General features: G+C 41.2%; 11 protein-coding genes. 5 read left to right on the forward strand and 6 right to left on the reverse strand.

Going from position 1 to position 12,533, the window contains the following annotated elements; all coding sequences use genetic code 11:
- Positions 1 to 19: 19 nt before the first annotated feature.
- The 3 genes from GN217_RS12290 to pdxR all read right to left on the reverse strand — a co-directional run bounded on the left by GN217_RS12290 (position 20) and on the right by pdxR (position 3,497).
- A complete protein-coding gene (locus tag GN217_RS12290) occupies positions 20 to 1,381 on the reverse strand; it encodes a PQQ-binding-like beta-propeller repeat protein (protein ID WP_198042647.1) in 1,362 nt (453 codons plus the stop codon).
- A 178-nt stretch (positions 1,382 to 1,559) separates the two neighbouring features.
- Positions 1,560 to 1,712 carry a hypothetical protein gene (locus tag GN217_RS18710; RefSeq protein WP_198042648.1) on the reverse strand — a complete coding sequence of 51 codons (153 nt, stop codon included), beginning with the start codon at positions 1,710 to 1,712 and terminating at the stop codon, positions 1,560 to 1,562.
- Between the two features lie 384 nt (positions 1,713 to 2,096).
- The gene (gene pdxR / locus GN217_RS12295; protein ID WP_156856975.1) at positions 2,097 to 3,497 is read right to left on the reverse strand and encodes a MocR-like pyridoxine biosynthesis transcription factor PdxR; all 1,401 of its coding nucleotides are present in this window, start codon (positions 3,495 to 3,497) and stop codon (positions 2,097 to 2,099) included.
- A 115-nt stretch (positions 3,498 to 3,612) separates the two neighbouring features.
- Here pdxR and pdxS point away from each other — a divergent pair, with 115 nt between their 5' ends.
- The 3 genes from pdxS to GN217_RS12310 all read left to right on the forward strand — a co-directional run bounded on the left by pdxS (position 3,613) and on the right by GN217_RS12310 (position 6,638).
- Complete coding sequence (gene pdxS / locus GN217_RS12300) at positions 3,613 to 4,497, forward strand: pyridoxal 5'-phosphate synthase lyase subunit PdxS (protein ID WP_255454389.1); 885 nt, start codon at positions 3,613 to 3,615, stop codon at positions 4,495 to 4,497.
- Positions 4,498 to 4,889: 392 nt separating this feature from the next.
- Complete coding sequence (locus GN217_RS12305) at positions 4,890 to 5,939, forward strand: C45 family autoproteolytic acyltransferase/hydrolase (protein ID WP_156856976.1); 1,050 nt, start codon at positions 4,890 to 4,892, stop codon at positions 5,937 to 5,939.
- Positions 5,940 to 6,107: 168 nt separating this feature from the next.
- Positions 6,108 to 6,638, forward strand: coding sequence for a VanZ family protein (locus GN217_RS12310; protein WP_305080914.1), 531 nt, complete (start codon positions 6,108 to 6,110; stop codon positions 6,636 to 6,638).
- A gap of 67 nt (positions 6,639 to 6,705) precedes the next feature.
- On the opposite strand, the gene GN217_RS12315 is transcribed toward GN217_RS12310, so the two are convergent.
- Positions 6,706 to 7,584 (reverse strand): LysR family transcriptional regulator, encoded by an 879-nt coding sequence (locus tag GN217_RS12315; protein ID WP_156856977.1) that lies wholly within the window; start codon positions 7,582 to 7,584, stop codon positions 6,706 to 6,708.
- A gap of 139 nt (positions 7,585 to 7,723) precedes the next feature.
- Here GN217_RS12315 and GN217_RS12320 point away from each other — a divergent pair, with 139 nt between their 5' ends.
- Complete coding sequence (locus GN217_RS12320) at positions 7,724 to 8,695, forward strand: DMT family transporter (RefSeq protein WP_156856978.1); 972 nt, start codon at positions 7,724 to 7,726, stop codon at positions 8,693 to 8,695.
- A 198-nt stretch (positions 8,696 to 8,893) separates the two neighbouring features.
- Positions 8,894 to 9,811 carry a chemotaxis protein gene (locus tag GN217_RS12325; RefSeq protein WP_156856979.1) on the forward strand — a complete coding sequence of 306 codons (918 nt, stop codon included), beginning with the start codon at positions 8,894 to 8,896 and terminating at the stop codon, positions 9,809 to 9,811.
- Positions 9,812 to 9,878: 67 nt separating this feature from the next.
- On the opposite strand, the gene GN217_RS12330 is transcribed toward GN217_RS12325, so the two are convergent.
- Together GN217_RS12330 and GN217_RS12335 are read right to left on the reverse strand one after the other, a co-directional pair.
- Positions 9,879 to 11,267 (reverse strand): FAD-binding oxidoreductase, encoded by a 1,389-nt coding sequence (locus GN217_RS12330; RefSeq protein WP_156856986.1) that lies wholly within the window; start codon positions 11,265 to 11,267, stop codon positions 9,879 to 9,881.
- Positions 11,264 to 12,277, reverse strand: coding sequence for an MBL fold metallo-hydrolase (locus GN217_RS12335; protein WP_232334427.1), 1,014 nt, complete (start codon positions 12,275 to 12,277; stop codon positions 11,264 to 11,266). The genes GN217_RS12330 and GN217_RS12335 overlap by 4 nt, the downstream gene beginning before the upstream one ends.
- Positions 12,278 to 12,533 lie beyond the last annotated feature (256 nt).

Raw genomic sequence — 12,533 nt, forward strand, 5'->3', positions numbered from 1 at the left:
TAGGTTCGTACTAGAAAACTTACTGAATGTCGCGAATGTAAGCAGTGGATGTGTCACCTTCATTGTAGTATATCATGACCTTTCCAGTCGCTTCGTCAAGAAATGGTCCGGCTGCCGCATCACTTCCAAGATGATAGTGTTCTAGAACTTCTCCAGTTGCTGCGTCAAGTACACTGAATAGGTTTTTTGAATCCGTGCTTGCGCTACCTAATGCCTCGGTGTATATGTAGATATAATCATCCGAATAAGCGCTGTACATATAATAACTGAAATCATCATCCGTATCTTGATCGTCAATTGTTCCGTAAGCATCAGTCCAAAGATGGTCATATGAGCTCGCATCATAGGCTAAAATACCGTTCTCTACTTTAACAAAGAAGCGATTATTGATTAAATCAAGTGTAACATTATTTTCATCATAGACGTGGTCAATAGGAATGGCCTCTGTCAGTTCTTCCTGCCTTCCATCTTCTTCATGGAAAGAAATGATTTGAATTTCCCCATCACCGTAGTCTGAAACATTCATTAGACCATAAAACATATCGCCATCCGTTGCGACATCATAGAAGAAACCTTCATCTTCGTAAATGAGTTCTCCTGTTTCCTGGGAGTACACTTCAAGGATTTCCCAACTGGAGAAGACGATATTATTATCTGTCAGAGAAAACTGTGGAAACCAACTACTGCTAATTCCATCGTCATTTTCCCAAAGAATTTCGTTCGTCTCAAGGTCAATTGCATAAATACGCTCATCCGTTCCGACAAAAAGAGTGTCCTCATTTTTTGCAATGGTGTTGAATCCTTCTTCAGGCAGGATTTCTCTAATTTCCCTTGACTCCATATCTAATTCTAATAAGGCGTTTTCCCTGTCAAATTCGTTATCACCAATTGGGAGAGAACTTATAAAATAATATTTTTCATCAAGTATTTCGGTATAACTGTTGTTTGAATGGGTAATTCTACCTTTTTCCGCATCACTTTCCAACGACTCAATCGAAGTTGTTAAGCCTGCCCATGTCCCTTCTAAATAATCCATATAGAGACTAGTATCATTATCTTCCATGATAAGGAGACCGTTACTGGCGATGGAATGATAGTAGTTATTTGGAGACGGGCCCTCCTCAATCTTTACGGCTTCAAAATCCCCATCTATAATAGCTGTTGCTTCCAGATGTTCTAACGCAGTGAAAGCAGCTTCCCCGGTAGTAACGCTCTCATTACTTTCATCGTTCCCTGTATCTTCTTCTACGTCAGCCGTGTCTGGATCATCCGGTTCAGATTTCTCTGCTTCATTCGTATCATCATCCCCGCATGCGCTTAGTAAAAGGAGAGTAAATAAAAGCATAAGTGGATAAGTAAGTATTTTTATTTTCTTTAGCATGCAAGCACCCTTTCTCTGGATAAACTCGTTTTAATAATACGACAATTTAGGTGAGTCTGAAAGGTGCTTAGTGCTTAAATATATGGAAGGGATAGGTAGTTAACTAGGGAAAAAGAGGTGTCAACGGGGAGTATGTATGATGAACCAATTCAGGTAAAATTCGTGCTCGATCAAGCATTTATTTTCGGACGGTACGAATGTCAATTTCCTTACCGTATTTTCTGCGGACCGCTCTTCTTGCTTCGATTTGTGTTCTGGCGTAAACGGGGATACTTTTTGTTTCATTATCTTTCTCAATTGTTACGCGAAAACATTTTTCACCGCATCGCATGGTGGAATCCTCCTTCATTTATATTGCTTATTACTTCTATTGTACCCGATAAGGAGAGGGGGTGTGAAGGGAATGGTTTTCAAGTAAAACAGAAAACGTGACAGTTCGTAGTGTTTTCGAATGTCACGTTTATACACTAGCAAGTGAGTTAATATTTTTATTTTACTTTTGAATACTGAATATTTGATTTTTTCATCTCTCGCTTCGAAAATGATCCGCGTCATCAAGTTATCAAGTTCTTCAATAGTAAATCCTTGTTTTCCAGCTAATCCATCCCAACGGCATTCAGGTTGTCACGTGGATACAACATTCGCTTTCGACGTTTGTACGATTCTTTGTCCATAAAGCAATCCCTCCTCGCTATATATATTGGTAAACAAGGGCTTATTTCTGAGTTTCCCAGCAACCCATCAGCAACTGAATCGCTTCCTCTAATTCTGTCTCGGGTATGCTCGCAAATCCGAGCAAAATAATCGGTTCCGTGCCGAACTGCTCTTCCATCACATAAAAGGAAAGCGGGTATATTTTTAAATCTGCTTGATAAGCTTTTTCAACGAGTGTTGCTTCCGACATTCCGTTTTTTATTTTCAAAACAACATGAAAGCCGGATAAGTCCCCGATTACCTCAACAAAATCTTGATACGATGCAAGTGTTTCTAAGGTCAATTCCATTTTCCGTCGGTACACATTTCGCATCCGGTTAAGATGTCTTTCAAAATCGCCTTCTTTCATAAATTGTGCGAGGATATGCTGGTCAATACGAGAGACCGAGCATTGGAAATAAGATAACTTTTTCCTGTGAAATTTCATTAAGTGCTTCGGGAGCACCATATAGCTGATTCGAATGGACGGAATCAGGGATTTGGAAAAGGTGCCAAGATAGACGACCTTTTCATTCTGATCAAGACTTTGCAGGGACGGAATCGATTTACCGGTATAGCGGAATTCACTGTCATAATCATCTTCAATAATATAGCGGTCATCCTTCTCCGTTGCCCAGTTCAGCAATTTAATCCTGCGGTTGGCTGAAAGTACGGAACCAAAAGGGAATTGCCGGGACGGGGTGACGTACATAATATCAATTGGTGTTCGCTCGAGTTCACCAATTTTTACCCCATCGTTATCGACCTGCAAAGGATACACTTTATTCGGATAGTGCTTGAGCATTCGAGACATGACATGATAACCAGGATCTTCCACGCCATAAGTAGTCTTACTCCCCATAAGCAGGATAAATTGTTGCAACAGAGTCTCAATTCCAGCGCCGAGAATGATGTCGTCGGGAGAGCATTGTACCCCGCGGGCTTGATAAATATAAGTCGCGATTTCCTCTCTTAAATGAAGCTCTCCCTGCGGATCTCCCATGAGAAGTAATTCTTGATTGTCCTTCGTTATAATATCTTTCGCGTACTTCCGCCATTTGGCAAAGGGAAAATGCTCGGTATCGATCCAGCTCGGATGGAAGTCATAACGGATTTGTTTCTTTTCGATTTGGTATTCCTGAATGGTTCGTGCTGGCTGTACATATTCGAGGTCTTCCGAGGCGAGGACGAAATAGCCTTTTCTTGGTTTTGCCTCAATATAACCTTCCGCGACTAATTGATCGTAAGCTTGTTCAATCGTGTTCTGACTTATCTTTAAAAAATCCGCGAGCTTCCGTTTGGATGGAAGCTTCGAACCATACGTAATTCTTCCTTCCATAATTTCTTTTTTTATAAAATTATATAATTGTTCATAGAGCGGGATCTCACTTTCTCGCTCTAAATGACAAGTTAACATATTCATTTAGGGACCTCCTTACAATCTGACCCTGTCAAAAGTTAATAATCTGGTTCTTTTAATGGTGTCACTATACTCTTATAATAAACTAAAATTCTAATAAATCAAAGGAGTGGTCCAGTTGGCAATTCAAGGACTGACAAAACATGCAGAAGTATTGGAGAAAATTAAAACAGGCGGGGTCATCATGGACGTCGTTAATGCGGAGCAGGCAAAAATCGCGGAAGAAAGCGGTGCGATTGCGGTCATGGCATTAGAGCGTGTGCCTTCAGACATACGAAAAGCAGGCGGAGTAGCTCGGATGGCAGACCCACGCATTGTCGAAGAAGTAATCCAGGCTGTAAATATTCCGGTAATGGCAAAAGCTCGAATCGGTCATATTGTAGAAGCTCGTGTGCTAGAAGGACTTGGAGCAGATTTCATCGATGAAAGTGAAGTGCTCACACCTGCAGATGAAGAATTTCATTTGCTGAAAAGTGATTTTACCGTACCATTTGTTTGTGGTGCAAGAGATTTAGGTGAAGCTGCTCGCCGAATTGGGGAAGGTGCCTTAATGATTCGTACGAAAGGTGAACCTGGAACTGGAAACATTGTAGAAGCTGTCCGTCATATGCGCCAAGTTCAAGCACAGGTGCGAAAAGTTTCTGTGATGAGCGATGATGAATTAATGACCGAGGCAAAACTTCTTGGTGCCCCTTATGAAATTTTAAAACAAATTAAAGAAGCGGGTAGATTACCGGTATCCAACTATGCAGCAGGAGGAGTTGCAACCCCGTCAGACGCTGCATTAATGATGGAGCTTGGAGCAGATGGTGTATTTGTCGGTTCAGGAATTTTCAAATCGGAAAACCCAGAGAAATTCGCCAAAGCGATCGTCCAAGCAACAGCAAATTACGAGGATTATGAATTAATCGGCCAACTGTCCAAAGAATTAGGTACCGCCATGAAAGGAATCGACATCTCCACACTAGGCGAACACGAAAGAATGCAAGAACGCGGCAAGTAACCGAAGTGGGACACGGGGGTCAGAGCATTTGTCCCACTTGCGGTCTAAATAGCTTATGTATTGGGCACTGATCCGGTTGATCAGTGTCTGTTTTTTTGTTTGAGAATGATTGTTGGGTAATGATGAGAGTTGTTAGTGCCAGCCACTACTTTTTACTGCTCTGTTAAAGCACAGAAATGACCTGTCAATGCCTGTCTCGGCAAAATACTAGCGCTCTAGGTTACTGACAACTCTTATTAAAATCCATTTTCATGTGAAGTCAGGTGACTGGACTCTATAGCTCCCGCCCTAGCGTAATCTTAAGGTTCCAGGTCACAGACCAAGCGTATCAATATCCCGTGGCTGACCCGGAAGCCCTTTTCAAGTACAATGGTAATAGAGGAGGGAAACGATTGAAGCGGATTTATAGTGATGTGGTGCAGTTTCGTGGTTCGCATTATGATTATGGCTTCATGCTCGGTGAACAAATCAAAGATTCCTTGATCATGAAAAACCGGGAGCGGATCTGGAAAGTGCGCCAGCCAAGGTTTACAGCAAAGGAACAAGAAACGAAAGAGATGCTTACAAAATATGCACCTGGAATTTGGGAAGAACTTGAAGGGTTGAAAGATGCATTGCAACTCCCGATGTCTATCATTTTGCGAGATTTTTCCGGCTACCGCTTGCCCATTGAGAAAAGCGGCTGTTCCATCGTGACCGGGAAAGACTTTATGGTGCGAAATTATGATTTCCATCCAAAAACATATGAGGGAAGATATCATATTTACGAGCCGACTGATACTGGATACGCAACAATCGGACCTGCCCAGAGAATAACCGGTCGGATGGATGGCATGAATGAGAAAGGTCTTGTAATGGGATATAATGCAATTAATCGGAAAAAGCCCGGCGCAGGATTTGTTTGCTGGATGATCGGTCGGATGCTTCTTGAGACTTGTGCTACAGTCGAAGAAACGATTGATTTTCTAAAAGAAATCCCGCACCGACATAGTTTCAGCTATATCGTACTAGACCCAAATGAAGAAACATTCATCATTGAAACAAGTCCCCGAGGTGTCGCAGTTCGGAGCGCGCAGAGCTGTACGAACCATTTTGAAATCCTGAAAGAAGAGAACCGTCGGCATTTAGTTGATTCTGAAGCCCGGTTGGAAAAAATATCAGAAAAAGAAGTTCTTGGTAGTGTAGCGGAAGCCTTCCATTTTATGAATGATCCGGAGCAAGGTGTATTTTCTAAACAATATAAAAGCTGGGCCGGAACAATTCATACGTCTGCGTATTTACCAAAAGAAAAACAAGCGTGGCTTGCGCTTGGAGAAAATCGGGAACCAACTATATTTGATTTCTCTGGCTGGCTTCAGGGAGAAAATATAGCAACATCGAAAGTTTACGGAGCGGTTGATACAGACATCGGATTTGCCCATATGGATGATGGACTTAGATAAAGTGAACTTCATTCAGTGGGGGACCCTTCCCCCCACTGAATGTTAGAGTTTTATGGACCGTATATCCCCCACCTGGTAGTAGATTTAGGGAAAGTAGTTTTAATGGTGGAGCAGGGTATAGTGTTTATCTCCGTACGATGCTTCTTACAATGGAAAAGGTGGTAACAGATGGAGCGGCTTAATGTGGAAAAAATCAAAAGACGTCAACGGGTAATAACTATTAGTCTTCTAGTTATCTATCTGCTTGCATTAACTTGGATTATCTTGTTTAAAATGGCTTTATCTTCTTATGAATTGCCTTACATGAGAAATATTAATATAGTCCCTTTTGCAGATTCGACGATTATTAATAATCAAATTGATTTTGATGAGATTATTTTAAACATCATTATTTTTATACCTTTTGGAATTTATTTGAGCATGTTGAAGCCAAATTGGTCGTTTTTGAAAAAAATTGCACCAATAGCGAGTGTAAGTTTATTGTTTGAAATATTTCAATTCGTATTTGCCATTGGTGCATCCGATATCACAGATTTTATAGGTAATACATTAGGTGGAATGGTAGGCATTGGGGTTTACTTTATACTCTGCAAAATATTTAAAGAGAAACAGAAAATAAATAAAGTCTTAAATGTCTTAGCTATAATTAGTACAGTTTGCGTTATAGGATTATTAGGACTACTAATTTTAGTCAATTAAAATAGTTAAAGAAGGTGTAAGATTTTAAAGTAGGTAAATATAATGACTAGCAAAACTGTCTTTCGTATTAATATTTAAGCGAATGAATCTCCATATCTTTATTCGTTTCAATTGTTTCAATAAACTTCTGCAATGTATTTGTAAGGAATGTATCTTCTCTCCGAATGAACATTGTTTTCACTTTACTATATGCATCCGGTAAAGAATAACAGGAGATCAGCCCACTTTCTTCTAAATGACTTACGGATGATCTCGGAACAAAGGCAATCCCCAGTCCGACGACAACACTACGGAGGATCGTCTCCAATGTACCGAACTCCATAATTTTCTTCGGATGAATATTCTCATCCTCATACCAAGACTCCAGGCGGGCCCGGTATCCACATCCTTTTGAAAAACAAAGAACCGGCTCTTCCTGGATTGCATCGGTCAAATCTGCTTGGTGGTGGGCGATGAGTACAAGTTCCTCTTCAATCACTTCATGCGCCACAATTTCTGGAGAGAAATTCCCCGCCGTCACAAAGGCACCGTCCAACTGGTGGTCCAATACTTGTTTTTCCAAATGGTCGGTCACTCCGGAATATAGCGACAAATTGACATTTTTGTACTTTTTAACGAAAGAAGCAAGGATATTCGGCAGTTGAAAGACTGTTTCGATTGTGCCAATTTCGAGTCTCCCGGCAGGTTCTTCTTTACTTTGCACTGCCTTTTTCATTTCCTTGGCGAGCAACGTAATGTCCTTACTATATGTCAAAAGCTTTTTTCCTTCCGGTGTCAGAGTCATGCCGCGACGGTGGCGATTAAATAAAGGTGTGTTCAATTCTTCTTCCAATTTTTGAATCCGAGATGTGATATTGGATTGGACGTAGCGAAGTTCTTTCGCTGCAGCTGTAATCGTCCCTTTCTTCGCCACAACTTGGAATATTTCCAAATCCTTTAATTCCATGACTTTCCTCCTCAATCTTATAGCAACTCAATGGTATCACTTAAAGTGATGGATGTCATCATTTTAATTCGTTTTACAAGATACCTAAAGTGTTAGACAATCGTAATAGAATAGATAAAGAGAGGGGAAAAGGGCAGGAATGAGAAAGAGTTTGTGGTTTGGAGCAATTCTTTGTTTTATCGCCGCGGCATCCTGGGGTGCGATGTTCCCAGTTGCCCATTCGGCGTTTCAACATATTGATCCATTTTATTTTACTATTATTCGTTATGTAGGTGTAAGCGTCATTTTAGTGGCGTTTTTATTATGGAAAGAAGGGAAGCAGGCTTTCCGTTTGGAAGGAAATGGAAAACAACTATGGTTTTTCGGTACAATGGCATTTACCATTTATAATTTGCTGATCTTCTGGGGAGAAGACTTATTAGGGGAGTCTGGAATCATGGTTGCCTCGGTCATGGAAGCATTAATGCCGATGATCTCCATCGTGATCGTCTCTTTGCTATATAAAAGCTTACCGAAAAGTCTTACCTTAGGATTCGTCGTTCTTGCTTTTGTCGGGGCGGTATTGGTTATTACAAAGGGAGATATCCAATCATTCCTCGGCGCAACGAGCAATATGTTTCCATCCTTGTTAATATTAATTGCAGTGATTGGCTGGGTTGTCTATACGATGGGGGGACCACGGTTTGCTGGTTGGTCTGCCTTACGCTATTCCACGTTAAGTTGTTTGCTAGGGACAGGAACTGCGGTAGTTATCGTTGCTATCTTAACTCTTACCGGCTATGTTTCAGTTCCAACAGTTGAGACGCTAGTTGTGACGAGTCCACATTTGGCATTTATGACAATTTTCCCCGGAGTTATTGCACTTGTAGGCTGGAATGTCGGGGTGACGATCTTGTCACCGATTAATGCGCTATTATTCATTAACTTTGTACCAATCACAACGCTGACCATTTCATTTATCCAAGGCACTAGCCTGACTGCGTATGATTATATCGGTACATTGTTCATCATCGTCTCCTTACTCGGCAATAACCTTTATTTAAGAATGACCGAGCGGAAAAAGCAAATGAGAGAAAGCACCGATTCACGTCTCGCGGAACATACATCGTAATGAATCAGATTTCTGGAAAAAGCTATTTCCACCGGTTGGAGAGCTGCATATTATGAAAAAACCGCTAGAATTTACCATGTCACAGCGATGGGATTTTGATATATAAAATGCTTCATGTCAATATCGATTGAAAATATGGTGGCAACACCGTAAAATATAGTGTAAAATATCTCACGTATTGGAGATAGGAGAATCGGTATGACAAAAAGTATAAACAATGGAATTTTATTAGAAAGTGGAACGAATGAACTGGAAATTATCCTTTTCGAATTAGGGGATGAAACCTTTGCGATTAATGTGCTGAAAACGAGGGAAATCATCACTCCTATTCCGATTACAAGCATTCCGAAAGCTCCTGACTATGTAGAAGGTGTCATCCACTTGAGGGGAGAAATCATACCTGTAGTCAAGCTTTCAGACATTGTAAATAAAGAGGATTCGATAAATCCAGAGCAAGATCATTTTATTATCGCCGAACTAAACCAGATCAAGATTGCCTTTCGGGTGCATAAAGTGAAGCGTATCAACCGGATTTCCTGGGAGCAAATTGAGAAGCCAAGCGAACTCGCCACAGGTAACCAACCGTATGCGACAGGCTTGATTAAACTTAATGATGACACGCTCGCGGTTTTCCTTGATATTGAGAAAATCGTCGTCGAAATCAATCCGGAATTAGGCGGGAATGTGGACAGTATTAAAGCGTTAGGGCCGAGGGAACGCACGATGAAAAAAATTATTCTCGCAGAAGACTCAAGTGTATTACGGGCATTGCTTAAAGATACATTGGAAAAATCCGGCTATGATAATGTGACAGTTTTTCAAAACGGGAAGGAAGCTTGGGATTATTTGGAAGTACTTGCGAAGGATCAATCGGTCCATCCCGAAGAAATCGTGCAGCTTGTACTGACAGATATTGAAATGCCCCAGATGGACGGGCATCATCTGACCCACCGGATAAAGCAAAATAATCGTCTGAAAGGGATCCCGGTCATTATTTTCTCCTCCCTGATCACGGATGATTTATATCATAAGGGGGAAAAGGTCGGAGCAAGTGCACAAGTGAGTAAACCGCAGCTTGTCGACCTTGTGAAAGAAATCGATAAATATATTTTATAGGTTAGAGGAAAGTAAAACGCATCACAACGGTTCAAGGGTTTGAGCCGCTGCGATGCGTTTCTTTCGCTTAATCGATATCTACAATCTTCATTGGATTTAAGATGTTATTCGGGTCTAATGTCTTCTTAATCTGCTTCATTATTTCAAGAGAAGCACCATGTTCTTGCTCTTGGTATGGCTTTTTCCCAATCCCGACACCATGTTCACCCGTACAAGTTCCACCGCGTTCCAGCGCATAGAGAACAATGTTTTTGTTGAATTCTTTTGCCTTCCTGATCTCCTCTTCGTTATCCAAATCAATCATTAGAATGGAATGGAAATTTCCGTCCCCGACGTGCCCAACAATTCCGCCCGGTATCCCTAATTTATCAACTTCCTGTCGTGCATAAATTGCAGCGTTCGCTAGTTCCGAAATCGGTACGGCTACATCGGTGAGCATCATTTTTTTACCTGGATAATCATGAGCAAAGGCATAGGCCAAGTTATGACGAGCTTCCCATAAGTGATTGCGGGCTGCTGTATCCGATTCAGAAATAAACTCCTGACAGCTCTGATCTTCCATAATTTCTTTTGCAAAGGCGAGGTCTGCCTTGAGACCTTCTGCATTCCCATGGAACTCAAGGAAAAGTGTCGGGACTGCCGGGTAATCTGTATCGCTGAATTTATTTAATTGAACGATCGATGCTTCATCGACAAATTCTACCCGTGCAATTGGAATACCAGCTTGTAAAATTGATGTTACAGCCTGGAAAGCATCGGAGAGATCCGGGAATACCGCGCGGGCTGCTACAATATGCTCAGGAATTCCGTATACTTGCAATGTTAATTCCGTGAAACAGCCGAGTGTACCTTCCGACCCGACGAAAAGTCCGTTCAGATGATAGCCGGAAGATGATTTCGTTGCTAAGCTTCCTGTATGGATAATGCTGCCATCTGCAAGAACAACTTCCATATCTCTCACTTGGTCTCGCATCACACCATACTTAACAGAAGTTGTACCACTTGCATTCGTTGCAGCCATACCTCCAAGTGTTGCGTTTGCTCCTGGATCGACGGTGAAGAACAATCCGTGTTTTTTCAGTTCTTTATTGAGCTGTTCCCTCGTCACACCAGGCTGGACCTTCACGAGCAAGTCTTCAGCTTTAATTTCTAAGATTTTATTCATTAAAGAGAAGTCAATTGTGATTCCGTTTTTGTACGGAATGATATGACCTTCTAGGCTGGACCCGACTCCAAAAGGGGTGACAGGTGTATTAAACTTTTGGGCAACTTTAATAATGTGGGCAACGTCTGCTGTTGATTTCGGATAGACGACAACGTCCGGTAGACTCTCTGCAAGATATGTTTCGTCGCGACCATGTAATTCTCTTACGGTTTTATTCGTTGTTACCTGATCTTCTGTTAAGTTTTCTTTTAAATGTTGTAATAGTTGTTCCAATGTGTAGACTCCTTTCATTGCCATTTACCGTAGTGTTTTTGGGACAAATGCTCTGACCCCGTGTCCCAGTGCCAGATTCCGTTTTTTTCTTTTTTGGTTAGTTGGCCTTTTGTTTCGAGGTAGTCGAGGAAGCTTAGTGTGTCAGACATGAGCGTGAAGAAGATATCTTCGTATTTGTTTGGGTGCCGTTTTTTCACGATTTCCCTTCCGGTTGTAATGCCTGCTTCGATGATGGACTTGATGCTTTTTGCTTTTGCTTCAATCGCATCAAGCCTTCTTTTTGCTAGTTTAGCAGGTTCATAGATGACCTTCCCATGTCCAGAAAGGGCAGTTTCCGGATTGAGCTCGATAATTTTTTCAAGCGAAGCTACGTGTTGCGTAAGGGCAGGGATTCGGGTCCCATCCAGTGCTGGTTCGACAAAGGCGTTACTCCTTAAATGATCGATTAATAAATCCCCGATGAAGATAATACTTTCTTCTGGTAAATAAAACGCAACTTGATCCGGCGCATGTCCGGGGATTTCAATCACATCAAAGTCGAATAGTGTACTTGATTCAATTGCTTTCACATTCCAGTTTAAAGCTGTTTTCGGATTGTTCATTTGCCGCTTGTATCTAGCTTTTACCTGTTCTGCTCCGAATTCTCCAGTATTTAATTTATTCAGTAAATCAGCGAAGAATGTATAGTTTTTATATAAAAATTCCGGGTCTCCTTTTATCTTCGGTAGTGCGTAGGGGTGGATATAGACCGGAGTATCGTATTCTTTAGAAATCCGGTGAACAAGCCCCACGTGGTCGAAGTGATGATGCGTTAATAAAATTGCCGTCAAATCACGGAACTGGATTCCGTTTGCTTGCATGGATTGCTGTAAATATTCCCAGTAGGTATCTTTATCAAGGCCAGCATCGATTAAAAACGTCCGGTCATTTTTTTGAAGTAAATAAAAGTTAATGCTCTTTAACGTGTTAGGTGCTGGCACTTCCAGCGGAATAATTTTCGTATTTGTTTTTTCAATCGTATAGGTCATCAAGATGGATTCCTCCATTCTCCCAGTTGAGTTGTCAGAGTTTTACAGAAAATATATAGTACTATCATAAGCGGAAAGATTGCTAAATACAAATACTTACTCCATAAAGTGAAACTTCATTCAGTGGGGATCCCTTCCCCCCACTGAAACAATCATGGCTACGCTTTGCGTATCCACAAACTATAATGAAAATAAATCCTAAGCCCAATCAGAGTATTACTCATGCAAATTATGGGAATTGATATAACAACAATAC

Source organism: Oceanobacillus sp. AG, from assembly GCF_009746545.1.
In the GTDB taxonomy this organism is placed as follows: domain Bacteria; phylum Bacillota; class Bacilli; order Bacillales; family Amphibacillaceae; genus Oceanobacillus; species Oceanobacillus indicireducens.